This is a genomic window from Phragmitibacter flavus (assembly GCF_005780165.1).
GTDB lineage: Bacteria > Verrucomicrobiota > Verrucomicrobiia > Verrucomicrobiales > Verrucomicrobiaceae > Phragmitibacter > Phragmitibacter flavus.
In genome coordinates this window covers 221,462-245,609 of sequence record NZ_VAUV01000010.1, presented here as the reverse complement: position 1 = coordinate 245,609, position 24,148 = coordinate 221,462, and the positions used below count along the sequence as shown (strand labels likewise).

The 24,148-nt window shown below is 57.2% G+C and carries 19 protein-coding genes; 9 read left to right on the top strand and 10 right to left on the bottom strand.

Annotation, left to right across the window (positions count from 1 at the left end):
• Positions 1–145: 145 nt before the first annotated feature.
• The 5 genes from FEM03_RS15260 to FEM03_RS15240 are packed head-to-tail and all read right to left on the bottom strand — an operon-like array spanning position 146 to position 5,562.
• The gene (locus FEM03_RS15260) at positions 146–1,429 is read right to left on the bottom strand and encodes an NAD(P)/FAD-dependent oxidoreductase (RefSeq protein WP_138087144.1); all 1,284 of its coding nucleotides are present in this window, start codon (positions 1,427–1,429) and stop codon (positions 146–148) included.
• A gap of 37 nt (positions 1,430–1,466) precedes the next feature.
• Positions 1,467–2,777 (bottom strand): cation:proton antiporter, encoded by a 1,311-nt coding sequence (locus tag FEM03_RS15255; protein WP_138087143.1) that lies wholly within the window; start codon positions 2,775–2,777, stop codon positions 1,467–1,469.
• A gap of 23 nt (positions 2,778–2,800) precedes the next feature.
• Positions 2,801–3,604, bottom strand: coding sequence for an ABC transporter ATP-binding protein (locus FEM03_RS15250; protein ID WP_138087142.1), 804 nt, complete (start codon positions 3,602–3,604; stop codon positions 2,801–2,803).
• A 60-nt stretch (positions 3,605–3,664) separates the two neighbouring features.
• On the bottom strand, positions 3,665–4,483 hold the full coding sequence (locus FEM03_RS15245) for an ABC transporter permease (RefSeq protein ID WP_206171025.1): 819 nt from the start codon (positions 4,481–4,483) through the stop codon (positions 3,665–3,667).
• Between the two features lie 20 nt (positions 4,484–4,503).
• Positions 4,504–5,562: an ABC transporter substrate-binding protein gene (locus FEM03_RS15240; RefSeq protein WP_138087141.1), complete on the bottom strand. Its 1,059-nt coding sequence runs from the start codon at positions 5,560–5,562 to the stop codon at positions 4,504–4,506.
• 161 nt (positions 5,563–5,723) lie between these two features.
• Between FEM03_RS15240 and FEM03_RS15235 the strand changes: the two genes are divergently transcribed.
• The 6 genes from FEM03_RS15235 (at position 5,724) to FEM03_RS15210 (ending at position 13,011) form a co-directional block, all read left to right on the top strand.
• Positions 5,724–6,695, top strand: coding sequence for a sigma-70 family RNA polymerase sigma factor (locus FEM03_RS15235; protein ID WP_138087140.1), 972 nt, complete (start codon positions 5,724–5,726; stop codon positions 6,693–6,695).
• Positions 6,692–7,387: a zinc metallopeptidase gene (locus FEM03_RS15230; protein ID WP_138087139.1), complete on the top strand. Its 696-nt coding sequence runs from the start codon at positions 6,692–6,694 to the stop codon at positions 7,385–7,387. Before FEM03_RS15235 ends, FEM03_RS15230 begins: the two co-directional genes overlap by 4 nt.
• A gap of 175 nt (positions 7,388–7,562) precedes the next feature.
• Positions 7,563–10,256, top strand: coding sequence for an aconitate hydratase AcnA (gene acnA / locus FEM03_RS15225; protein ID WP_138087138.1), 2,694 nt, complete (start codon positions 7,563–7,565; stop codon positions 10,254–10,256).
• 113 nt (positions 10,257–10,369) lie between these two features.
• On the top strand, positions 10,370–11,593 hold the full coding sequence (locus FEM03_RS15220; protein WP_138087137.1) for a serpin family protein: 1,224 nt from the start codon (positions 10,370–10,372) through the stop codon (positions 11,591–11,593).
• Positions 11,594–11,750: 157 nt separating this feature from the next.
• Positions 11,751–12,587 carry a hypothetical protein gene (locus FEM03_RS15215; RefSeq protein ID WP_138087136.1) on the top strand — a complete coding sequence of 279 codons (837 nt, stop codon included), beginning with the start codon at positions 11,751–11,753 and terminating at the stop codon, positions 12,585–12,587.
• Complete coding sequence (locus tag FEM03_RS15210) at positions 12,556–13,011, top strand: hypothetical protein (RefSeq protein WP_206171024.1); 456 nt, start codon at positions 12,556–12,558, stop codon at positions 13,009–13,011. Before FEM03_RS15215 ends, FEM03_RS15210 begins: the two co-directional genes overlap by 32 nt.
• A 38-nt stretch (positions 13,012–13,049) precedes the next feature.
• Here FEM03_RS15210 and FEM03_RS15205 read toward each other — a convergent pair whose 3' ends face one another.
• The 5 genes from FEM03_RS15205 to FEM03_RS15185 all read right to left on the bottom strand — a co-directional run bounded on the left by FEM03_RS15205 (position 13,050) and on the right by FEM03_RS15185 (position 19,682).
• The gene (locus tag FEM03_RS15205) at positions 13,050–13,901 is read right to left on the bottom strand and encodes a hypothetical protein (RefSeq protein WP_138087134.1); all 852 of its coding nucleotides are present in this window, start codon (positions 13,899–13,901) and stop codon (positions 13,050–13,052) included.
• A gap of 309 nt (positions 13,902–14,210) precedes the next feature.
• Positions 14,211–17,720 (bottom strand): pyruvate carboxylase, encoded by a 3,510-nt coding sequence (locus FEM03_RS15200; protein WP_138087133.1) that lies wholly within the window; start codon positions 17,718–17,720, stop codon positions 14,211–14,213.
• A gap of 284 nt (positions 17,721–18,004) precedes the next feature.
• Positions 18,005–18,658 (bottom strand): hypothetical protein, encoded by a 654-nt coding sequence (locus tag FEM03_RS15195; protein WP_138087132.1) that lies wholly within the window; start codon positions 18,656–18,658, stop codon positions 18,005–18,007.
• Positions 18,659–19,042: 384 nt separating this feature from the next.
• The gene (locus tag FEM03_RS15190) at positions 19,043–19,441 is read right to left on the bottom strand and encodes a type II toxin-antitoxin system VapC family toxin (RefSeq protein ID WP_138087131.1); all 399 of its coding nucleotides are present in this window, start codon (positions 19,439–19,441) and stop codon (positions 19,043–19,045) included.
• A gap of 1 nt (position 19,442) precedes the next feature.
• A complete protein-coding gene (locus FEM03_RS15185) occupies positions 19,443–19,682 on the bottom strand; it encodes an AbrB/MazE/SpoVT family DNA-binding domain-containing protein (RefSeq protein ID WP_138087130.1) in 240 nt (79 codons plus the stop codon).
• Positions 19,683–19,779: 97 nt separating this feature from the next.
• Between FEM03_RS15185 and FEM03_RS15180 the strand changes: the two genes are divergently transcribed.
• From FEM03_RS15180 to FEM03_RS24480, 3 genes are all read left to right on the top strand, one after another.
• On the top strand, positions 19,780–23,112 hold the full coding sequence (locus FEM03_RS15180) for a DUF7133 domain-containing protein (protein WP_138087129.1): 3,333 nt from the start codon (positions 19,780–19,782) through the stop codon (positions 23,110–23,112).
• A 113-nt stretch (positions 23,113–23,225) separates the two neighbouring features.
• A complete protein-coding gene (upp, locus tag FEM03_RS15175; protein WP_138087128.1) occupies positions 23,226–23,843 on the top strand; it encodes a uracil phosphoribosyltransferase in 618 nt (205 codons plus the stop codon).
• 54 nt (positions 23,844–23,897) lie between these two features.
• Positions 23,898–24,068 carry a hypothetical protein gene (locus tag FEM03_RS24480; RefSeq protein WP_166442889.1) on the top strand — a complete coding sequence of 57 codons (171 nt, stop codon included), beginning with the start codon at positions 23,898–23,900 and terminating at the stop codon, positions 24,066–24,068.
• Positions 24,069–24,148 lie beyond the last annotated feature (80 nt).

The window sequence follows — 24,148 nt, the reverse complement described above, 5'->3', positions numbered from 1 at the left end:
GGTTGGTTCATATGATGAACGCCCCACACCTGTGGTTGGAAGAACTAAGCGAGCGCAGACCCCGCCGACCGCGCCAGTTGGCAAGAGTCAAGCGATGCATGGCGCGTTAGGTATATGCTTATGGGCTGCAAGCCTGTGTCACTTACTACCCCAGTGCGGGTTCGGCTTCCGGGAGTGGGGTGCCGTAGGGGAGGTCTTCGGGGAGAGGGACGAATTCGCGGATGCGGGCCCAGAGTTGGGTGAAGTCCTTGTTGACGTCGCCGGAGAGGCAGTCGGTGATTTCGCCAGCGGAGTCGGGGTATTTTTTGATGACTTTGGCGAAGGAAAAATCGGGATGGTAGAAGGCGTAGACGAGCTTACGCATGTTCTCGACGCCCTGGCGGACCATCGAGCAGTAGTTCTCGAAACGGGCGGGGTCGAAGTCGTTGTCGAGGAGACATTGGTGGACGTCTTCACCGGCCTGGACGCCGCTTTTTAGGGCGAGCATGACGCCGCTGCTGAAGACGGGATCGAGAAAGGCAAAGGCGTCGCCGACGAGAAGAAGACCCGGTGCGGCGGCGTGTTTGGAGTGGCGGCTGTATTCGCTGGTGACCCAGTATTCGCCGGTGGATTCGCCAACGGAGAGGTGGTCTTTGATCCAGTCGTTGTTGTCGATTTCGCGTTCGAAGATGGCTTGGGGGTCCTTGATTCCGTCGCGGGTGAGGTATTTGCCTTCGGCCACGACGCCGACGCTGACCATGTCGTTGTGTTGGGGGATGTGCCAGAACCAGCCTTTGTCGGGAATGTAAGCGACGGTGGTCATGCCTTCATCAATGCCCGCTTCGCGTTTGGAACCCTTGTAGTAGGTCCAAACGGCGATTTTGTTGAGATAGGGGTCGGGCATGCGCCACTTACGACGGTTGGAGGCAAAGGCTTCCTTGCCGGTGCAGTCGAGGGTGATGGGGGCGTGGACTTGGCAGGTTTGGTTGGTGGTGCGGTCGGTGCATTCGACGCCGATGACGCGGTCGCCGTCCATGAGGAGCTGGTTGACGGAGGTCAGTTCGCGGACTTCGGCGCCTTTTTCGCGGGCGTTGTCGAGCATCATCTGGTCGAACTCGGAGCGCAGGACCTGCCAGCTCTGGGCGATGGTTTCGCGGTCGTAGCGGCTGAAGAAGTAGAAGGGTTGAGAGCGTTGTCCGTCGGGCTGGACGAAGAGCACGCTGAATTTTTTGACGAAGTGGGACTCGCGCATTTTGGGGATCATGCCGAGGCGTTCGAGGGATGGGAAAGTGAACGGGATGAGGGATTCGCCGATGTGGTAGCGAGGGAATTTTTCGCGTTCGATGACGAGGACGTTGTGGCCGTATTCGGCGAGAATGGCGGCGGCGGAGGAACCGGCAGGACCGGCGCCGATGATGATGGCATCGTAGGTTTCGATTTCGGCATTCATGGCGGGCATAAGAGGGTTACGAGTTTTGCGTGCGGGTTTAGCGCATGGATTCGAGTTTTGTGGATGAAAGGGGGCTTGCGTTGGGTGGATCGAGGGTGACTTTCCCTTTACCGACGAGGCGGTCGAAGATGGGTGAGGCCATGAGGGTGGTGATGACGGCCATGATGACAAGGGTCGCGAAGAGTTCGGGGGTGATGATGCCGCGTTGGAGACCAATGTTGATGATGATGAGTTCCATGAGACCGCGGGCGTTCATGAGGGTCCCAATGCCGAGGGCTTCGCGGTTGGACATGCCGGAGGCGCGGGCGGCTCCCCAGCAGGCGACGCCTTTGCCGAGGATGGCAGCGATGAGGACGGCAGCGCACATGCCCCAGAGATACCAGGAGTTGAGTAGGCCGATTTTGGTGTTGAGTCCGGAGAACGTGAAGAAGAGGGGCAGCAGCAGGGCGACGGTGAGGGGTTGGAGGCGGGCGATCAGGCCCTCGACCATGATGCCACGGGGCATGGCGGCTCCCATGACGAAAGCTCCGAAGACAGCGTGCAGGCCAATGAGGTCGGTGAACCAGGCTCCGAGGGCCATCATGGCGAGGCCGATGACGAGTCCGGCTTCGGTGAGTTGTTTCTCTTTGATGAGCCAATTTTGAGCTTTGGCGAGGCGGGGTCGGATGAGGGTGAGGGTGACGAAGACGTAGCCTGCGCCGCCACCGATATTGACTAGGGCGTGGGTCCAGTTGCTGTCGAAGCTGGCAAGAACGAGGGCGAGCAGGCACCAGGCGGTGGCGTCGTCAAGCGCACCGGCTCCGAGGGCGACGGTGCCCATGCTGGTGCCGGAAAGTCCTTTGAAGTGGATGATGCGGGCGAGCATGGGAAAGGCGGTGATGCACATGGAGGCGCCGAGGAAAAGGGCGGCTTCGAGCAACGAAGTGCGCGGCGGAAAGAGGTTGGTGTGGTGGAAGAAGATCCAAGCGAGTCCCGCCCCGAGGGCAAAGGGGGCGGCCATACCGGCGAGCGAGACGGCGATGGAGGTTTTGAGGTGTTTTTGGACGATATCGACCCTGAATTCCATGCCGACGATGAACATGTAAAGGGCGAGTCCAAGTTGGGAGGCAGGGAAGAGGTAGCTTTGGGTGTCGCGGGTGGTTTGGGTGGGGTCCCAGGGGAAGATCCAACTTTGCATTTCGGGGAAAAAGAGGCCAAAAAGGGAGGGGCCAAGAAGGACGCCAGCGATCATTTCAGCAACGACTTGGGGTTGGCCGAATTTGGCGGCGATGCTGCCGACGATGCGACAAAAAAGCAGGATGACAGCGATTTGCAGGAAGAACTGGACGGCGAGGTGGGTGTTGTTCATGGAAGACTGACCTGGGAGATGATTTAAACGTTGGTTTCGGCACCTGTTTTGATGTCCATGCCCATCACTTCGAAGATGCGGTCGCGGGTGGAGAGGTAGCGTGAGTCGTCGAGGTCACGGGGGCGGGGGAGGTCGACGATGATCTCTTCCTTGACGGTGGCGGGACGGCGGCTCATAACGAGCACCCGGTCGGCAAGTTGAACGGCTTCTTCGATGTCGTGGGTGACGAAGACGATGGTTTTGCGTTCCTCCTGCCAGATGCGGACGAGGTCGGCGCGCATTTTGAGTCGGGTGAGAAAATCGAGGGCACCAAAGGGTTCGTCCATGTAGAGGACGCGGGCTTCGGCGGCGAGGGCGCGGGCGATTTCGACACGCTGGCGCATGCCGCCTGAGAGTTCGCGGGGATAAGATTTTTCGAATCCGGTGAGGCCGACCATGTCGGTGTAGTGTTGAACCTGTTTGCGGCGGTGGGCTTCGGGATGGTTGAGGAGGCCGAAGCCGATGTTGTCTTCGACGGTGAGCCAGGGGAAGACGCCGTTTTCCTGGAAGACGAAGATGCGGCCGGGGTCGGGTCCGTTGACGGGTTTGCCTTCGACGATGGCGCTGCCATGGGATTGTTTGAGAAAACCGCCGATGATGTTGAGAAGGGTGGATTTTCCGCAGCCGCTGGGGCCGACGATGCAGACGAATTCGCCTTCGCGGATTTGAAGGTGGACGTCTTCGAGAACGTGGATGGGCTGGGCGGCGGTCTTGCCGGGGAAGGTCATCCAGAGGTCGATGACCTGGATGACGGGGGAAGTAGAGGTGGTGGGGAGTCCGACGGACATGGGGAAGGGGAAACGTGGAAATTCGAGGACGAGTTCGAGTAGGAGGACGATGACGAGATTTTAGCGCTGCCCGACACCCCATTTAACTTCGTCGAATTGTTCGAGGCGGCGGACGAGGAGGTCGAGGCCGAGGCCGATGATGCCGATGAGGACCATGCCGGCGACGACGAGGTCATAACGTTTGCCGGCGTTTCTTGCGTCGATGATGAGGTAGCCGAGGCCTGAATTGACAGCGATCATTTCGGCGGCAACGACGACAAGCCAGGCAATGCCGAGGGCGATGCGGATGCCGGTGATGATTTGGGGCATGGTTGCGGGAAGGATGACGCGTTTAAAAAGGGGCATGCCTTGGAGGCCGAAGTTCTGCGCAGCGCGGAGGTAGACGAGTTGCATGTTTCTCACCGCGGCGGTGGCGGAGACGGTGATGGGGAAAACGCTGGCGAGGAAGATGAGAAAGATGGGGGCGGTGTCGTCGACTCCGAACCAGAGAATGGCGACGGGAATCCAGGCGATGGGGGAGATGGGGCGGAAGATTTGAATCATCGGGTTGATGGCCTGGAAGGCTGGCTTGAACCAGCCGAGGGCGAGCCCGAGGGGGACGCCGACGAGGACGGCGAGGCCGAATCCCCACGTGACGCGGAAGAGGGAGGCGACGATGTATTTTATTAGGAGGCCTTTTTCGGCGAGTTCGATGATGCCGAGCAGGACTTGCCAGGGGGTGGGGAAGAGGTCGGAGCCGGAGAGGCGGACGCTAAGGTCCCAGATGCCGATGAAGATGGCGGCGGTGACAGTGGGAAGAAGCCAGGCACGGGCTTGCTGCGTGGCGACGGGCAGCATGACGGGGCGGGTGATTTCGGAGCCGGGATGAGGTGCGGACATGAGATGGAAAGGCGGGTTTATTATTTATTGGTGAGGCCTTCCCAGGCGTGGGGTTTGATGGAGGATTCGTCGGGGACGAAGGAGGTGTCAGTGTAGTCTTCGAAGGTGGCCTTGCCGGTGAGGATGCCGGACTCAATGCCGAGGTCGACGATTTCTTCGAAGTCGGGTTTGCGCACCGAGAGGTTGGTGTATTTGACGCGATCCGGTGGTTTGCTGAGCACGAACTCGAGGAGGCGTGGGTCTTGATTGTAGTAGTTTTTGGAGACGAACTGGGCGGCGTCCATGCGGTTTTCCATGTCAGAGTCGAGCCATTTGCCGCTTTTTGCGATGCCATCGACGAGTTGCTGGACGGCGGCGCGGTCGTTTTTGATCATGTCTTCGTGCACGGCAAGCACACAGGAGATGAAGTTGGGCCAGATGTCTTTGGTGAGGTAGAGGACGCGACCGTAGCCATCGAGCTCGGTTTGGCCCATGAAGGGTTCGCCGCTGGTGACGGCGTCGACGGCTTTGGCGTAAAGGGCCGCAGGCATGTCGGGTGGCGGCATTTCGATGAGTTCGATGTCCTTGATGGTCATGCCGGCATTGCGCAGGGCGCGGAAGATGAGCAGGCGTTGATTGGAGTAGCGGTTGGGAACCGCGACGCGTTTGCCTCGAAGGTCTTCAATGCGGAAAATTTTGGAATCTTTGTGGACCATGAGGGCGGTGCCGTCGCGATGGCCGAGGTAGACAATTTTGAGGGGGACCCCCTGCTCGCGAAGGGCGATGGCCATGGGGGCGAGGATGAAGGTGGCGGGGGTGTCGCCGGAGAGGAAGGCTTCTTTGAGTTCTGGCCAGCCGCTGAAACGGAGAGGTTCATAAATGCCTTCGCCGGAGGTTTCCTTGTTGATGAAGTCGGTGACGGGACAAGTCAGGTGGCAGGTGACGGGGAGAAACCCGATCTTGTATTTTTCGGCAGTCTTTTCACCGCGGCTGAACGCCGTGATTTTTTTGCGCCAATCGAGGTTGAGGGTGCCGTGCAACACCGTGATGAGGATGAGCCAGAAGAGACCAAAGAGAATGAGGGTGCGTTTTAGCGACATGCAGAATTCCAGAATAGAACGATCGTGTTGATAACGGAAATCACATTTCGATATAGCAAATATGTGATTTAGGCATCACTGGTGCAATTGGCATCTGGCTAGCTCTGCTTATCGATTCCGAACGTATCAAATGTTCGGCTGTCATTGAACAAGCCCAAAAGATGAAACACCCGCATTTCCATTTCCCTCGACACCGTGAAGACATTGAGCGCTACCAGCGTGATCTGGCGAAGCTTCCAGTTTTGGGAGCGGAAGAAGTGCATTCGTTGCTGCTCAGGGCGCGCGAAGGGGACATGGAGGCGCGGGAGCAGTTGGTGCTGGCGCATTTGCGGTTGGTGGTGCGGATTGCGTTTCTATATACGGGTTATGGATTGGCGCTGGCGGACATGATCTCCGAGGGGAATTTGGGATTGTTGCGTGCGGTGGAGTTGTATGATTTGAAGCATGGGGTGGCGTTTGAGACCTATGCGTCAGTTTGGATCAGGCAGCGTATCCATCGTGCCATTACGGCGCAGGCGAAAGTGGTGCGGATTCCGATCTGGCGGTCTCAGCGGCTGCGCAAATTGGACCGGTTGCATGCGGATTTGACGGCAGAGCTCGGCCGGGATGCGACCTTGCAGGATCTGGCGGAACGGCTGGGCATGGGTGAGGAGGATGTGGCGGCGATCTCGCAGGATCGGACGATGGTGGATTCGATCGATGACCTGGATGATTCGGCGCAGTCCATGTATCTCATGGATGAGAGGGATGTGCTGCCGGTGGAACGTTTGTCGCGCGAGGAGTTGGATGAGGAAATTTATGCATGCCTGGATGAACTGGACGATCACGAGTTGCAGGTGTTGTCGCTGAAATTCGGTTTGGGAGATGACGAGCCGTCGTCGTATCGTGAAATGGCACCGCAATTGGGTCGGAATCGGGAGTGGGTGCGCAAAGTGGGCGAGCGCGCGATTGGCAAGCTTCGGGAGTCGTTGACGAAGATGGGCGGGATTCCGCGTCGGATGGTTGATGCGCGGCGTATCAAGACAGAGCAGCGATTGAAGGAAATAAAAAAATCAAAAAAATCCCCCGAATCGCTGTCACTTAAAAACTCCATGCTAATACCTTGGGTGGAAACCCTAATGACTACACTATGATACTGATTCTTCTTTTATTTGGCGGCACCATGCTTTTGTCCTTGTGGGCATCCAGCCGGGTGAAGTCGACCTATCTCAAATACAGCGAGATCCCGGCGGCGTCGGGCGAAACCGGTGCCCAAGTGGCGGCTCAGATTCTCGATCAGGCTGGCATCCACGATGTGGAGATCCTTGCACATGACGAGATGTTGGGGGATCATTACGATCCGATGAACAAGCGGCTGGTGCTTTCGACGGCCAATTATTATGGCACGTCCTGCTCGGCGCTTGGAGTGGCGGCTCACGAATGCGGACACGCGATCCAGCACAAGCAGGCGTATGCGCCGTTGCAGTGGCGGATGGCGGCGGTGGGGGCGACGACTTATGCGAACCAGGTGGTGATGTGGCTGCCTTTGATTGGTATTTTTACCAATATCATTTCGCCATACACGGGAGCGCTGATTATGGCGGTCGCGTGGGGCATCATCATGTTGTTTAACCTGGTGACGTTGCCGGTGGAATTTGACGCTTCTTCGCGTGCGAAAGTGATTCTTGGCAACATGGGTCATGTGGCAACGCCCGATCAGATGGGCGCGGTGAAGAAGGTGTTGGATGCGGCGGCGTTCACTTACGTGGCGGCGTTTATCACGTCGTTGGGCTATTTGCTTTACTACCTGTTACCACTGTTTTTCGGTCGGAATGATGAGGAGTGAGTGAATTGATTTGAGAATGCATGTCGAAACCGGCCATCCCTAGAGGTGGTCGGTTTTTTTGCTAAAGTGGGGATGAAATGCCCGGGACGAGCCCCCTACTTGTTTTCCCGCATGGAAGATGCTTGCCGTTGGCACATCCTTCGCTACGATTGGCAAGGCTCATCTCTCACCTCACATGTCCATCGATACACTCAGCACGTTCACTACTGGCACCGGCTCCGAAGGTAAATTTTACTCGCTCCCGGCACTCGCTAATCACGGTTTCTCGAAGATTGACCGTCTGCCGATTTCCATCCGCATCGTTTTGGAGTCGCTGTTGCGCAATCTTGACGGCAAAAAAGTGACGGTGGCCGATGTGGCGAACCTGGCGAACTGGAATGCGAAATCGCCTGGTGACTACGAGATCCCTTTCACCGTTGCGCGGATTGTTTTGCAGGATTTCACCGGGGTGCCGCTCTTGGTGGACTTAGCGACGATGCGTTCGGCGGTGGACAAGATGGGCAAAAATCCGCAGATGATCGAGCCGCTGGTGCCGGTGGATCTGGTGGTTGACCACTCGGTGCAGGTGGATTTTGCGGGAACGGCGATGTCGTTTGAGAAGAACCTGGATCTGGAGTTTTACCGCAACCGCGAGCGTTACCAGTTTTTGAAATGGGGCACGCAGGCGTTTGAGACGTTCAAAGTGGTGCCTCCGGGTATCGGCATTGTTCACCAGGTGAACCTTGAGTATCTCGCCAAAGGGGTGTTGGAGAAGGAGGGGGTATTTTATCCGGATTCGCTGGTGGGAACCGATTCGCACACCACGATGATCAACGGTCTTGGCGTGGTTGGCTGGGGGGTCGGTGGTATCGAAGCGGAAGCAGGCATGCTCGGGCAGCCGGTGACGTTCCTGGTGCCTGAAGTGGTGGGCATGCGCTTGATCGGCGAATTGCAGCCCGGCGTGACCGCGACCGACTTGGTGCTGCGCGTGACGGAAGTGCTGCGTCAGACGAAGGTGGTCGGCAAGTTCGTGGAATTTTTTGGTCCTGGTGCCCGTGCTTTGAGCGTTCCGGATCGTGCGACGTTGGCGAACATGGCGCCTGAGTATGGGGCAACGATGGGCTTCTTCGGCATTGATGAGGCGACCATTGGTTACCTCGTTGGCACCGGTCGCAGCGAAGAGCTTTGCAAGACGGTGGAGAATTATTACAAGGCGCAGGGGCTTTGGGGGATTCAGGAAGGTGACGAGATCGAATACACGCAGGTGGTGGAGCTTGATCTGTCTTCGGTGAAGCCTGGCGTGGCAGGTCCAAAACGTCCGCAGGACCGCATTGATGTGGATGCGTTGAAGCAGAAATTTGAGTCACTGTTGGTGGCGCCGACGCCAGGTGGTTTTGGTAAACCATCGTTGAACGGCAGCTATGAAGTGGTGGTGGACAGCAAGGATGGGATCAAGGACACGATTCGTCATGGATCGGTGCTGATCGCGGCCATCACCAGTTGCACCAACACCAGCAACCCAAGCGTGATGCTGGCGGCTGGTTTGCTGGCGCAGAAGGCGAATGCGAAAGGTTTGACGGTGAAGCCGGCGGTGAAGACTTCGCTTGGACCTGGATCGCGCGTGGTGACGGATTACCTCGACAAAACCAATTTGCAGGTGGAGCTCGACAAGCTCGGATTCCAGACAGTGGGTTATGGTTGCACGACCTGTATCGGTAACTCCGGTCCGCTTGATGCCGGTATTGAAAACGTGGTGAAGAGCGAAGACGTGGTGGCGGCCAGCGTGTTGTCCGGCAACCGTAACTTCGAAGCCCGCGTGCACCAGAGCATCAAGGCCAACTTCCTGATGTCGCCTCCTTTGGTGGTCGCTTATGCGATCGCAGGCACGGTGGATATCGATCTTTCCACCGAACCACTGGGCACGGATACCGAAGGTCAGCCAGTGATGCTGGCGGACATCTGGCCGACGAGTCAGGAGATTGGCGACGCGATGGCGAGTGCGCTTTCGCCAGAAGTTTTCCAGCGTCTTTACACCGACTTTGCGGAGCAAAATCCGAAGTGGAATGAGATTCCTGGCAGCATCGGTGCCGTGTATGAATGGGATCGCAAATCGACCTACATTCAAGAGCCTCCGTTCTTTGAAAACTTCTCGATGGATCCGGCCGAGATCAACGAAATTCACGGCGCTCGTGCGTTGGGGATCTTTGGAGATTCGGTGACGACCGATCACATTTCACCTGCGGGTGCGATCAAGAAAGACAGCCCTGCAGGCAAGTATCTGCTTGAGAACGGCGTGCCGGTTTCTGACTTCAACAGCTATGGTTCACGTCGCGGTAATGACCGCGTGATGATCCGCGGCACCTTTGCCAACGTGCGCATCAAAAACTTGATGCTCGGAGGAGAGGAAGGCGGCAACACCTTGCTACAACCTGAGGCGACCAAGACCAGCATTTACGATGCGGCCATGGCCTACAAGGAGCGTGGGGTGCCAAGCATCATCCTTGCCGGTGAAGACTACGGGATGGGCAGCAGTCGTGACTGGGCCGCCAAAGGCACCAGCCTGCAAGGCGTGAAGGCGGTGATCACCAAATCCTTTGAGCGGATCCACCGTTCCAACCTGGTTGGAATGGGTGTCTTGCCTTGCAACTTCAAGAACAAGGAAGATTACGACAAGGTGAAGGACCTCGACGACGCGACCTTCGATTTGTTGGGTGTGCATACCGCGATGAAACCTCAGAGCGAAGCGACACTGCGCGTGACGAAGGCGGATGGCGAGTCGTTTGATGTGCCGGTGGTGGTGCGCATCGACACGCCAGTGGAGATTGATTATTACCGTGCTGGCGGGATTCTTCCGTATGTGCTCGCGCAGATTTTGCGGGCGAATGCGTAGGTGAGAGGGATTTACTAGAGGGCCGTGTCCGGGAGGACACGGCTTTTTTGTTGGCGATGGGCGATCAAGTGAAAGTCTTGCGTTGATTGGAGGGGTTTGGTTAGCATGCGCGAATGTTGAGAGCATTCGGTGCAGCGATGGTTTTTGGGATGGTTGGTGGAGATTTGTGGACGCAAGAGACTGGGAAGGGAGAGAAGGCGGTGGAGGCTTCGAATGCGTTTGCGATGGATCTGTATGGAGTGTTGCGGGAGGGGAAGGGGAATGTGGTTTGTTCGCCGGTGGGGTTGCACTCGTTATTGATGCTGATTCAAGAGGGGGCTTCAGGGGAGACTTTGGAAGAATTGAAGCGGGGGTTGCATTGGAAGGTGGAGGGGGAGGAGAGGTTTGATGAGGTGCGGGCGTTGAGGGGTTTTCTGGTGATGGATGCGGGGGCGGGGAGGTGGTTGCAGTCGGGGCAGTATTTGTGGCTTTCGGAGCAGCGGTGGATCCGGCCGGTATTCATGAAGACGGCGGAAGAGGTGTTTGGACTGAGTCCAAGGGCGATGGATTTTACGGATCCGGCGCGGGCGATCAGGGAGATCAACGGGTTGGTGGCGAGGGATACACGGCAGCGGATTCCGAGCTTTCTGGGCGAGGGGGCGGTTACCAAGGAGACGAGGATGGTGGCGGCGAGCACGCTGTATTTGAAGGGGAATTGGGGACTGGCGTTTGATCCGAGGGAGTCGAAGCAGGGGATGTTTCAGACGCTGTCACCGGGGGTTTCAAAACCGGTGATGATGATGCAGCAGGAAAGCGATCTTCGTGGGTTTATGAATGACCGGTGGCAGGCGGTGGAGTTGCCGTTCGATGAGGGAATGGAGGGGTTCGCGATGACGTTTTTGCTGCCGCGAGTGCGAGGAGGTCTGGCGGGTTTGGAGGTGGGGTTGTCGACGGATTTGCTGAAGGAAGTTCACTCAACAGCAAGAACGCGGAAGGTTTTGGTGAGGATTCCGCGGTTTTCGTTTTCGATGGTAGGTTCGTATCGGGAAAGTGTTGGCCGATTGGGGATCAAACGAGTGTTTGAGCAGGATCGTGCGGAGTTGCAGGGCATCTCGCCTGAGCCGCCGCCTTTCCTTGGTGACGAGTGGCACGAGGCGACGGTGGAGGTAAACGAGGTTGGGGCGGAGGCAAGTGCAGCGACGGCGGTTCCGGCTGCTCCGTTTGGTCCGGGCGATGGGGAAGAACAGCGGGACCAAACGCGACCAATGATCTTCAATGCGGATCATCCGTTCGTATTTGTGGTGCGGCACCGGCTAAGCGGGCTGGTGCTGTTTATGGGGCGGGTTGCAGAACCATGAATTCGGCGAAGGCCCAGCGTCCAATGCTCCACATGAGGATGGGGAAGAGAATGATATGTTCGTCCATTGAAGTAAAAATGTTGCTGTCAAATGACCCACCCGGAGGAACATATTTGGCGTTGACTCTGAGGATGGTGGGCGTGTCAATGGAAGCAGAATGTCGCCATTGATTTTTTATCCCTGCCTTGCAGCTTCATTTATAGTTGGTTGTTGGCTTGCTTGGAATTATCTGCCTACGGGCAAACTCCACGGACGAACACTTGTCCTCAAAGAGTGGTGGCGTTTTCGCCTCAACAGGAAACTGGAACGCGGTGATGTTCAGTTGAAGTCGGCGATGGAACTTCCGGTGACGGAGCGTTTGCCGACGCTGCTAGCATTGCATGACAAACTTGGTTCCGAGTGGATGACGGGGGATAATATTCGATTGAAGGTCATTGCCACCGGACAAGACGGTGCGATCCCTTTTATGGAAGCTTGTTTGAAAGATTCAGGGGTTCGATTTAGCACTGTAGTTTTTGGCGTGAAGGAAGCTATCGTTAGCGGGGTGGCGCAGGATCACTACAAGGTCAGGGCGTTTCAATTGTTATCTCCGTATCTCGACCAGCGAAATGAAACGAATCCTCCCGGAGGATCAGATTCCATCCCTGAACTACTTTTGCAGATGGATCGTGAATGGGCAGTGAAACTCCTCAAGGCTCCTGACTGCTTGGCAAAGGAAAATAGGTTGTTCACTGCCATCATGCGTGCGTTGAATGGACACGGAATCGTTCTGCCACGAAAAATGTTGGAGTCCTGGTTAAATCTCAACGATTTAGCGGCACTCTCTTACAGCGAGAAAATGGCTCAATTGGAGCTAGCAGCTGCGATGCTCTCTCATTGTGAAACGGAAGGAAGGCGCCTGCTGTGGATATTGGTCAATTCAAAGGAGGAGGGGCTTTCTGAATATGCAGTGCAAGCGTGGCTTGCCTGGCGTGGTCTGCCCGATCCAAGGTAAAGTGCAACATCTGGGGCTTGCCAACGTCAATCATCATGAGCGGATAGCCAGGGTGGCAGACGAATACGCTGCGATCCGTTGGTTGGGCGAGCAGGGTGACTTGGTAGATGGATCCAATGAAGACATGCCATTGGAGCTTTTTATTGAAGCGCTCTTGGAAGTGGGGGCGCCTCAGGATGCGGACTATCTGGTGGATGTCCGTCGGATCCTAGATGGTGATGCACCACCGCTTACTCATGAGCAGAGAATCAGGCGCATTCAGGAACGTGGGGATGCCTGGCATGTGCAAACGGAAGCTCTCCGTGAGGCACAGACTGAGCGAGAGAATGTTCGATTGCTAGCGTTGCTTTATGTGTCTGATCATGCCTCGTATTTCGATATCACTTCCAAGCGGCCCGCTATTTCGGAAGTCCACAATAAATAGACGGACACATAGAACTCGTTGACACAGCTAGCTGCTGTTCAAATAGAGCGCCTACGTTTGGCAACAAAAATTACCAAGCCGCCGAGAATCAGATAACTCGATACAAATAGCTCAGGAACTTGTGCGGCTTCTTCTAGTGATGTGGCAAACCGCATTTCATCAAATGTCATGGTGCTCGTATTGAAAAAAGTAGCATCGGTCGCAAAGCTCGCCCATGAACCGCTGCCAAAAGTGATCGGGCCTGTGGAATCTGATTCACTTCTGCCAAATATTCCAGAATCTAATTGCGACACTAGGCGGGCATTAAGTGCTGATTCAGTGCCTCCAGATGCTTTCCAGTTCTCGTATTGTTCCACCGTGAGCACCATCAGGGAACCATGAGACGCATTAGCCATGCCGACGTTGGTATAATGCATCAGTATCAGATAGGTTTGACCGGGAACAAGATCATAGTAAGAACTAGTTCCAAGCTGAGCACTCAAACTTAAATGCGTATTATTAGGACCAACTTGCAAGGTTCCGATCGAGGAACTGTGCATCAACAAATCGGAGTCGGTTGTCTCCGGTCGGTAGAGAAAACTTGCCCAGAGGTCCCCGGTCACATTACCAGCTCCTGGACCAACGTTGAAGCCAGCTTGATTGGAAACGGGAGACACGCTCGCGGTCGCAGTGATCTGTAGGGCTCCTCCACTTGTTTGCATCGATCCGAAGGAAAGGCTCGATGAAACGAATGTTACCGAAGGATTAAATGATCCACCCCAAGTGCCTGTGATGTTGGTGCCCTGAGCGGGCTGATTATAGACAAGGCCAGGAGTGTAGCCAGAGAATGATTCAGAAACGACGATAGCTCCGAGGACAGGGTGAGACGCTCCGCAGAGCGTGGCAGCCAAGACCAAAAGGTAAGACCAATTAGTGCAAAGTTTGGGTCGTTCAAAGGTCATGGTCAGACATCTAGTATTTTGCTCGTCCGAAACGAAGAGAAGTTATCGTGCAATTAGATGAATTCAAAGAATTTCGCAGAAAATGCACGCCTTTATATCAAATTTGGCGGAGCAAAAGCAGGATGTCTGTTAACTAAATGTGTATTGCAATGCTGTAGCACCTTCAACTTCAACATCATGTTCTATGGCGTAGTCGATCGAGTGTTGGGGTGAATAGTAGGAGTGATGTGGGATGCAAGGGCAAAAACTCTTTGCTTGCTACTTCGCCAGGCGGATCAGGAGGTCTTTGGATTCGACGTTTTCGCTGACTTTGATGAGGACTTCGGTGACGGTGCCGGACATGGGGGAGGAGACGGCGGCGAACATTTTCATGGCTTCTAAGGTGACTAGGGTTTCGCCTTCTTTGACTTTTTGACCGACGTTGACGGCGATGCTGGCGACCATGCCGGGCATGGGGGCACCGACTTGGTGTTTGTCGTTGGGGTCGGCTTTGGGTTTGGTGATGACTTCTTTGGCTAATAACTTGTCGGTGACGGTGGTGTGGCGGGGGTAGCCGTTGAGTTCGAAGATGGCGGTGCGTTGACCGTTTTTGTCGGCTTCGGTGAGGTTGAGGAGGGTGACGAAGAGGGTTTTGCCTTCTTCGAGATTGACGTGGATTTCCTCGTCCTGAAGCATGCCGTAATAATAGGCAGGGGTGGGGAGGACGCTGACGTCGCCGTATTCGGCGCGGAAGGTGGCGAACTTTAGGAAGACGTCGGGATACATGAGGTAGCTCCAGAGGTCGTCTTCGGTGGGGTCGGTGCCGAGTTTGGTGGTGAGTTCGGCGCGGACTTCGTTGAGGTCGATCTTGGCGGCGTGTTTGCCGGGGCGGCCTTTGATGCGTTCGCCTTCTTTGCCGACAATGGCGTCGGCGAGTTTGGACCATTTCTTTTTGGAGTCGGCGGCTTTTGCTTTTTCCATGCCGTAGAAGGGTTCGCCGAGCCAGCCCTGAAACATGCTGGTGACGTCTTTGCTCCATTTGGCGCCGGTGAGGTTGAAGATGTCGGCGGGTTTGACGCCGCGGGCGACGCATTCGATGGCGAGGTCGCCGACGACTTTGCTGGAGGGGGTGACTTTGACGATGTCGCCGCAGAGCTGGTTGACCTCGGCGTAGGCGTGGGCGATTTCGGGCCAGCGGTGGCCGAGGCCCATGCCGGAGGCTTGTTCTTTGAGGTTGGTGTATTGGCCGCCGGGCATTTCGTGGAGGTAGACTTCGGCGGTGCCGTAGGGTTCGGCGGTGTCGAAGGGTTTGTAGTATTGACGGACGGCGGCCCAGTAGTCGGAGAATTCCTGGAGGGTGTCGAGGTCGATGCCGGTGTCGCGGGGGGTGTGCTGGAGGGCGGCGACGATGGAGTTGAGGTTGGGCTGGGAGGTGCCGCCGCTGAGGCTGGAGAGGGCGGCGTCGATGATGTCGACTCCGGCTTCGGAGGCGTTCAGGAGGGTGGAGGCGTTGAGGCCGCTGGTGTCGTGGGTGTGGAAGTGGACGGGGAGGCCGGTTTCTTCTTTGAGGGTTTTGACGAGTTTTTTGGCGGCATGGGGTCGGACGAGGCCGGCCATGTCTTTGATGCAGAGGAGGTGGGCTCCCATTTGCTGGAGTTCCTTGGCGAGGCGGACGTAGTATTGGAGGTCGTATTTGTCGCGTTTGGGATCGAGGATGTCGCCGGTGTAACAGAGGGTGCCTTCACAGATGGAGTTGGTTTCCTCGCGCACGGCGGTCATGGCGACCTGGAGGTTGGGCAGGTAGTTGAGGCTGTCGAAGATGCGGAAGATGTCCATGCCGTTGGCGGCGGCGTGTTTGATGAAACCTTTGACGATGTTGTCGGGGTAGTTGGTGTAACCGACGGCGTTGGAGCCGCGGAAGAGCATTTGTAAAAGGATGTTGGGGACCTGGGCGCGGATGTTGCGGAGGCGTTCCCATGGGTCTTCGCGGAGGAAGCGCATGGAGACATCGAAGGTGGCGCCGCCCCACATTTCAAGGGAGAAGAGGTTGGGGGTGCGATGGGCGACGGCTCCGGCGATGGCGAGCATGTCGAAGCTGCGCATGCGGGTTGCGAGGAGCGACTGGTGGGCGTCGCGCATGGTGGTGTCGGTGAGGAGCAGGCGCTTTTGTTTGGCGACCCAGTCGGAGCAGAATTTTTCGGGTCCGAGTTTTTCGAGGAGTTGTTTGGTGCCGGGGGTGATGTCGTTGCGGTGGTCCCAGTTGGGGATGGGAGGGGCGGGGAAGACTTTGCCGGGTTTGTAGCCTTTGGCGTAGGGGTTGCCGTTGACTTTGGTGTCGGCAAGGTAGTTGAGGAGCTTCGTGGCGCGGTCTTTGCGGGCGGTGAACTGGAGGAGTTCGGGGTTGTTGTCGATGAAGCGGGTGGTGGCGTTACCGGTTTTGAAGTCGGCGTGATGGATCACGTTCATGAGGAACGGGATGTTGGTTTTGACGCCGCGGATGCGGAATTCGCGCAGGGAGCGGTCCATGCGGTCAAGGGCCTGCTGGTAGGTGCGGCCGTAGACGGTGAGCTTCACCAGCATGGAGTCGTAGTAGGGAGTGATGATGGCGTTGGTGGCGCCGAGGGCTCCATCGAGTCGGACGCCGAAGCCGCCGGCGCTGCGGTAGGTGAGGATCTGGCCGAAGTCGGGGGTGAAGCCGTTTTCGGGGTCTTCGGTGGTGATGCGGCACTGGATGGCGTAGCCGGATTTTTCGATGTCGGGTTGCGCGGGGAGGCGCATGGGTTCTTCGTGGAGTTGGTGGCCCTGGGCGATGAGGATTTGGGAGCGAACGATGTCGATGCCGGTGACTTCTTCGGTGACGGTGTGTTCGACCTGGATGCGGGGGTTCATCTCGATGAAGAACCATTCGCCGGTTTCGTGGTCGACGAGGAATTCGACGGTGCCGGCGTGGGTGTAGTTGACTTCCTTGGCGAGTTTAATGGCGGCGTCGCAGAGTCCGTCGACGACGGATTGGTCGAGGCCGTAGCTGGGGGCTTGTTCGATGACTTTTTGGTGACGGCGCTGGACGGAGCAGTCGCGTTCGTGGAGGTGGAGGACGTTGCCGTGTTTGTCGGCGAGGATTTGGACTTCGATGTGTTTGGCCTTTCCGACGAATTTTTCGAGGAAGACGGCGCCGTTGCCGAAGGCGCGTTCGGCTTCAGTTTGCGCTTCGTCGAGGAGTTTTTCGAGGTCCTGGGGTTCGCGCACGACGCGCATGCCGCGACCGCCGCCACCGAAGGCGGCTTTGATGATGAGGGGGAAGCCGATTTTTTTGGCGATGGCGATGGCGGCTTTGCGGTTGGAGACGGGTTCGTCGGTGCCTTCGAGGATGGGAACTTCGAGTTTGCGGGCGATGTTACGGGCGGCGGTTTTGTCGCCCATCATGTCGAGGATGTCGGCGTCGGGTCCGATGAAGGTGATGCCGGCGGCGGCGCAGGCTTTGGCGAACTGGGGGTTTTCGGAGAGGAATCCGTAGCCGGGGTGGATGGCGTCGACGCCTTTTTCTTTGGCGAGGGTGACGATGCCTTCGATGTCGAGGTAGGCGCCGACGGGGCCTTTGTCGGGATTGAGTTCGTAGGCTTCATCAGCTTTGAAGCGGTGGGGGCAGAAGCGGTCTTCTTTGGCGTAGATGGCGACGGTGCGGATGCCGAGTTCGGTGGCGGCGCGCATGATGCGGATGGCGATCTCCGAGCGGTTGGCGACGAGGAGTTTTTTGAAGGACTTGACGGAAGTAGGCTTGGATTTAGGCATGGGAAATTGGGTGCGTGGCGAGATTGTGACTGGGGGTGGGGGGCATTGCAAGTGTGGGGAGGGATTCAACCACGAATGGACACGAATTTACACGAATGGGGGGAGGGATTTGGGAAGGGAGTCCGATCCTCCACAAATGCACACCGACAAACACGGATGTCTTCGTGTGTGCGACTTTTACCGAAATGGTGTCTGTCTGTGTCCTGCGACTGAGGGACTTCGCAGGGGTCTGGATGACTGCGGGTGTCGAAGACAGCGGCAGGGGTGAATGCCCGCAGCGGCGACTAGGAGCGGCTTTTTTTGGCGAGTTTTTTGCGCGACTTGATGTTGGCTTGCAGAAGGGCTTGCTGAAGCTCGGTGGTCCGACGTCGGCTCTGGGCGAGGGCGATTTTGGTTTGCTCCAGTTCTTGCAGGACGGTGATGGGAATTTCGGGTGTGGAGGGTAACTCTTCAGAAGTTGGTGTCGGTGAAGGCAAGGGCGCTGGTTCGGTCGGGGCGATGGCGGGGGCTGGGAGGGGGTCGTGCTGGGGGGCCAGCTTGAGGATTTGTTCGGTTTGATGGCGCGAGACGGCGAGTTCTCTTTCGAGTTCGAGCACGCGGGCTTGTGCAGCGGGCAGGGCGCTGCACATTTGTTTAACGGTGTCGAGTTCCAGTTGTTTATCGTCGATCTGCCGGCGCAGAGTGTCGAGTCGGCTGATGAAGGTGGCGTTTTGCAGGCGGATATCTTCGTTCTGCTTTTCGGTGAGGGTGCGCCAGGCGTTCACGTCATCCCTGGCGGCCAGGGCCAGTTGCTGGTGGGTGCTGATTTCTTCGAGCAGTTTGCTGTTGGCTTTCTCAAGAACAGCGGTATCGCGGCGTGCTGAGACGAGCGAGTAGAGAAGAAGGAACGCGAAGAACGCGAGGAAGGACGTAAACCAGATCAATTCGGCTGAATGCATAGAAGTTGTGTATGAGGGGCTGCAAGCAGAATGCGTTCCATGGTGCCATGGGGGAATGAAGCATGACGCGGCGGGGCGCTTCAGAGGTTTTTTGGTTGTTCGCTGAAGTGAATTTGGTAGAGCTGTTGGATGTCCCCCTATTCTGGTTTTGTTGTTGCTCCCAGAGTGGTGCTTTGGTGGGAGTGATCGGGGGTGTTTGTTTATTCGACATCAAACTGCTGTTCGCCGTCGACTGGACTTGGGGCGAGCCGAGGGAGATGAGAACTGGAGCACAACCACCAACTGGAGCCCTCCTCCGGCGGTAAATGGGGGGAGTTCAAGGACGATGGAAACGACGGACGGGCAGAATGCCCGTCGAACCCACAGGCTGCAAGCCTGTGTCACTCAAGGGCAGATGAGATTGACGGTGGGGAAGTATTGGCGGTAGCGGGCGGGATCGCGGGTGAGGATGGTGTGGCCTTCGGCTTCGGCGTGGGCTCCGATGAAGAAGTCGGGCAGCGGGGCGTTGCGCTTGCCGCCGGATTTGCGGTAGGCCAGGAAGGCTCGCGAGGCGGGGAAGGCGGCGGAGTAGGGGAGGGGGAGGCGTTTGATTTGAATGTGCGAGAGTGCTCGGTCAAGTTCTTCAGGGTCGCGATAAGACGGCAGGAGCTCGGTGTAGATGATGATGTTGATACCGACGGAGCCTTTGTGAAGAGCATTGCCAAGGGCCGAACGTGACCAAGGTGCCCAGTTTGGGTCGAGGTTGGCCAGATCGAGGAGAACATTGGTGTCAACGAGGATCATTTCAGTCCTCGCCGCGGGTCATGGCCATGATTTCATCCGTGGTCATGCTTTTGTTGGTAGCAGATCCTGCAAAGCGGTCGAGCCAGGCATTGATTTGATCGGACTGATCATTGTAGTCGCATTTTTCAATGACGGCCTGTCCGTTGCGGGTGACAATTTTGACTTCGGCGCCGGGATAGAATCCGTAGTGTTCGCGAATGGCGAGAGGGATGGTGATCTGGCCTTTGACGGTGACCTTCATGGCAAAGTAATACCATGAGGGGTATTACCTGTCAATTTTGCGTGGACCGAGGTTGCGTGGGAGGCGTATTCCTGCTTGGTTCGTCGCTCTTCTGATTATGTTTTTATCCAGGATCACCCATTTGACGGTTTTGTTGACGGTTTCGATGCTCATGGGGGCAGAGTTGGGAGACGGTGGGGGAGCGGTGACGAAGTCGAAGCAGAACAACATCACGGTGCCGCCGGAGCTGAAGGCGGAGGTTTGGGCGGGGGCGGCAATGCTGGCGAATCCGGTGGCTTTTGCGTTTGATGAGAAGGGGCGGATGTTTTTGGCGGAGACGCATCGTCAGGGCGTGGGAGTGCCGGACAACCGGGCGCATGCTTATTGGCTGGAGGACGATGTGAAGGCGCAGTCGGTGGAGGATCGGGTCAAAAAATATGAGAAGTGGCAGCATCGGACGCCATTGACGACCTTCACGGGGGCGGGGGAGATGGTGCGGATGATTGCGGACAGCAATGGCGACGGGGTGGCGGATTTGACCACGGATTTTGCAGGCCCGTTTAACGAAGTGCTGGATGGAACGGCGGCGGGATTGATCGTTAAAGATGGGGAGGTGTGGTTCACTTGCATTCCTCATGTCTGGAAGCTGAGTGACAAGGACGGGGATGGAAAGGCGGAGGTGAAGGACAAGGTGTTCACGGGGTTCGGTGTGCGCGACGCGTTTCGCGGTCATGATTTGCATGGGCTGGTGTGGGGTCCGGATGGACGGTTGTATTTCAGCATGGCGGACCGGGGTTACAACATCCCGATGCCGGATGGATCGCGGTTGCGGGATCCGATGGATGATGGACGTGGGGCGGTGTTCCGTTGCTGGCCGGATGGGACCGGGCTTGAGGTGTTTGCGAAGGGTTTGAGGAATCCGCAGGAGCTGGCGTTTGATGCGTTGGGAAATTTGTTCACGGTGGATAACAATGGGGACTCGGGTGACCGGGCGAGGCTGGTGCATGTGGTGGAGGGGGGCGATACGGGTTGGTGCATGACGTATCAGTATGGAACCCCAGCGATTACGGAAGGCGGGAAGTATGGTCGGGGTCCATGGGACGCGGAGGGCCTGTGGCATTTGCAGACCCCGGAGCAGGCCGCGTGGATTTTGCCGCCGGTGGCGCACATCACGGATGGTCCGAGTGGGCTGGTTTATTATCCCGGGGTGACAGCGATTGGGGATGAGAAGTATGCGGATTCGTTCTTTATTTGTGATTTTAAAGGGGCGGCGGCGAACAGTGGGGTGTGGAATTTTAGTGTGGAGCGGAATGGGGCGGGGTTTGCGATGAAGAAGATCGACAAGTTCGTGTGGAACGTGCTGGCGACGGATTGTGATTTTGCGCCGGATGGCCGGTTTTATGTGAGTGATTTTATCGATGGATGGACGGGCAAGAATGAGGGTTACATTTTTGCGGTGGCGGATGAGAAGTTGGTGAAGGACGCGAAGGTGTTGGAGGTAAAGGAAATTTTTGAGGAGGGGTTTGCGAAACGGGATGTGGTGGATCTGGCGGGGCTTTTGAATCATGCGGACATGCGGGTGCGTTTGCGGGTGCAGTATGCGTTGGCGGAGAAGGGTGGGGATGAAGTGCTGGCGGTTTTTGTGAAGCAGGCGAAGGAGGGCGTGACGGTTCCGGCGCGTTTGCACGGGGTGTGGGGGTTGGGTTCGTTGCGGCATCAGGTGACGGAAGTGGTGGAGGTTTTGGTGCCGATGTTGGATGACGCGGACGTGAATTTGCGGACGCAGGTGGCGAAGACGTTGGGAGACTTGAAGGGGGAGCCGATCGCTGGAGCGTTGTTGGCGAGGTTTGAGCTGGAGCAGGAAGCGGCGGTGTTTGCAGAGTTGGGAATTGCGCTGGGCAAGCAGTTGGCGGATTCCAAGGATGCGGTTCTGAAGAGAAAGGCGCAGGAGGTGGCGGTGGCGGTTTGGGCGAAGAATGCGGACAAGGATGTGGTGTTGCGCCACGCGATGAGCATGCTGTTGTCGGGGGTAGGTGATAGGGCGGCTTTGGCGGGGCTGAGCAAGCATGAGAACCGGTCGGTGAGGATGGGCGCAGTGCTGGCGTTGAGGCGTTTGCTGGCACCGGAGTTACGTGAATTTTTGGCGGATGAGGATGATTTGGTGGTGACGGAAACGGCGCGGGCAATTTATGATGCGAATGTGGTGGAGGCATTGCCTGCTTTGGCTGCTGTGCTTGCAAATGAGAAAACGGTCGGGGCCGGACAGGCGTTGACTTTGCGGGCGGTGAATGCGGCGATGCGGGTAGGCGATGCCAAGGTGTTGTCGGAATGGGCATCGAATGCGAAGGCTCCTGAGGCGTCTCGTCGGGAGGCGTTGTTTTTGCTGGCGCATTGGGCGGAACCTTCGCCTTTTGAGCGGGTGGTGGGATTTCATCGGCCTTTGGAAAAACGCGATGTGGCACCGGCGCTGGCAGCATTGAGTCCACATTTGTTGGAGCTGTTGGGAACAACGGGCAAGGTGGCGGACGAGGCATTGCGGGCGGCGTTGGCTTTGCGAGCCAAGTTGCCGGGGAGTTTGCTGGTGAGTTTGCTGAAGGATGGGAAGCGTGATGCTTCGACACGTTCGGAGGCGTTGCGGCTGTTGGCGCAGGAGAAGGATGCGGCGCTGGGCGAAGGGTTGGAGATATCGGCGGCGGCGGGGTCACCTGCGGAGCTGCGCATTGCGGCGGCCATTCTTCTTGCGGAGACGGATGCGGACAAAGCCGTGAAGGTGTTGGGTGAGGTGGTGAAGTCGGGCAAGACGGCGCAGCAGCAGCAGGCGGTTGCGGCATTGGCGGCGATGAAGGACGACCGAGCGCAGATGGCGGTGGTGGGGCTGATGGACGAGTTGCTGGCGGGCAGGTTGCCTTCAACGTTGAAGCTGGATGTGCTGACGGCAGCGGAGACGGTTCCGGCAGCGAAGGAGAAGCTGACGGCGTGGCAGGCGAGATTGCCGGCGGACAACATGTTTGCGGCTTTTGATGTGAGTCTGGATGGGGGGGACCCGGTGCGTGGAAAGGATTTGTTTGCGAATCACACGGCGGCTCAGTGCATGCGCTGTCACAAGGTGAGTGGTGGCGGTGGATTGGCAGGGCCAGAATTGAGCAAGATTGCGGGCCGCTTGCCGAAGGAGAAGTTGCTGGAAAGCGTGATCAATCCGAGCGCGGTCATTGCTCCTGGTTATGGGATCGCGTCGGTGACGTTGAAGGATGGTTCGTCGCTGGCAGGGATTTTGAAGGCGGAGGATGCGCAGTCGGTGACGATTTTGGATGGGGAAGGGAAAGAGGTGAAGGTGCAGTTGGCGGACATCGCATCGCGCACACCGGCGATTTCCTCGATGCCACCGATGTTCGCGTTGCTGACGAAACAGGAGATCCGGGATTTGGTGGCGTATCTGGCGACGTTGAAATAAGTCGGAAGTCGGAAGTCAAAAATTTCGGGAGCGGGTCTGGGGCGAAGTGCAACTTCGCGGTCCGCTGGCTTGTGGGCTTGTGTGGTGGCATTGGGTTTGCTTGAATGATGGTGATGCCACTGCAAATCCTCCAACATTCGCTGGCCCAGGTTTGGGTGGCGGAACTTCGTGATGTGAAAACGGAGACGGCGCGGTTTCGAAGTCTTTGCAATCGGCTGACGGCGGTGCTGTTTTTGGAGGCGACGCGGGATCTGATGCTTAGGTCTTGTGAGGTGCAGACTCCGCTGGAGGATTGCGAGGGAGCGGTGTTGGGAAGTGGGGTGGTGATTATTCCGGTATTGCGGGCGGGACTGGGGATGGTGCCACCGATTTTGGAGTTGATGCCGGAGGCGCAGGTTGGTCATCTGGGAGTGGAGCGGGATCATGTGACGGCGCTGCCGAGGTGTTATTATTCGAACATTCCGGAGATCACGGATCAAACGGTGATCATTGTTGATCCGATGCTGGCGACTGGAGGAAGTTTATTGCATGCGATTGGTGAGGCGCGGGCGGTGGGGGCCCGGGATCTGCGGGTGTTGAGCATCATTGCGGCACCGGAAGGGGTGGCGATGATTGAAGAGAAGGAGCCGAGGGTGATGATTTATACGGCGGTGCTGGATCGGTGTTTGAATGAGCAGAAGTATATTTTGCCGGGGATTGGGGACTTCGGGGACCGGTTGATGGGGACGTAGGTCAGAGTTTTAATCTAATTGACAGTGTTCTTGTGTGCATCATCCTGGGGTGAAATGAAAAAGATCACCTTCAGAGTCGAGGAGTCTTTGATCGAGCAGGGGCGGGCTGTTGCTCGCGAACGCAGGATGACGCTCAATCAGATGTTCCGTGAATGGCTGGCGGGGTTGTCAGAACCAAAGGAGCAGAATCAGAGGACGGCGGATCTGATGAAGAAAGTGGATTAGGTCGATTCTGGAGGGCGGTTTTCTCGAGACGAGATGAATGATCGCGGGTTCTTCGAGCGGGCTGTCAGAAATCCTTTTCG

Coding starts and splice junctions, on each gene's coding strand:
- FEM03_RS15260 (WP_138087144.1), bottom strand. CDS start 1,429: ATGAATGCCGAAATCGAAACCTACGATGCCATCATCATCGGCGCCGGT.
- FEM03_RS15255 (WP_138087143.1), bottom strand. CDS start 2,777: ATGAACAACACCCACCTCGCCGTCCAGTTCTTCCTGCAAATCGCTGTC.
- FEM03_RS15250 (WP_138087142.1), bottom strand. CDS start 3,604: ATGTCCGTCGGACTCCCCACCACCTCTACTTCCCCCGTCATCCAGGTC.
- FEM03_RS15245 (WP_206171025.1), bottom strand. CDS start 4,483: ATGTCCGCACCTCATCCCGGCTCCGAAATCACCCGCCCCGTCATGCTG.
- FEM03_RS15240 (WP_138087141.1), bottom strand. CDS start 5,562: ATGTCGCTAAAACGCACCCTCATTCTCTTTGGTCTCTTCTGGCTCATC.
- FEM03_RS15235 (WP_138087140.1), top strand. CDS start 5,724: ATGAAACACCCGCATTTCCATTTCCCTCGACACCGTGAAGACATTGAG.
- FEM03_RS15230 (WP_138087139.1), top strand. CDS start 6,692: ATGATACTGATTCTTCTTTTATTTGGCGGCACCATGCTTTTGTCCTTG.
- acnA (WP_138087138.1), top strand. CDS start 7,563: ATGTCCATCGATACACTCAGCACGTTCACTACTGGCACCGGCTCCGAA.
- FEM03_RS15220 (WP_138087137.1), top strand. CDS start 10,370: ATGTTGAGAGCATTCGGTGCAGCGATGGTTTTTGGGATGGTTGGTGGA.
- FEM03_RS15215 (WP_138087136.1), top strand. CDS start 11,751: ATGTCGCCATTGATTTTTTATCCCTGCCTTGCAGCTTCATTTATAGTT.
- FEM03_RS15200 (WP_138087133.1), bottom strand. CDS start 17,720: ATGCCTAAATCCAAGCCTACTTCCGTCAAGTCCTTCAAAAAACTCCTC.
- FEM03_RS15195 (WP_138087132.1), bottom strand. CDS start 18,658: ATGCATTCAGCCGAATTGATCTGGTTTACGTCCTTCCTCGCGTTCTTC.
- FEM03_RS15190 (WP_138087131.1), bottom strand. CDS start 19,441: ATGATCCTCGTTGACACCAATGTTCTCCTCGATCTGGCCAACCTCGAC.
- FEM03_RS15185 (WP_138087130.1), bottom strand. CDS start 19,682: ATGAAGGTCACCGTCAAAGGCCAGATCACCATCCCTCTCGCCATTCGC.
- FEM03_RS15180 (WP_138087129.1), top strand. CDS start 19,780: ATGTTTTTATCCAGGATCACCCATTTGACGGTTTTGTTGACGGTTTCG.
- upp (WP_138087128.1), top strand. CDS start 23,226: ATGCCACTGCAAATCCTCCAACATTCGCTGGCCCAGGTTTGGGTGGCG.
- FEM03_RS24480 (WP_166442889.1), top strand. CDS start 23,898: ATGAAAAAGATCACCTTCAGAGTCGAGGAGTCTTTGATCGAGCAGGGG.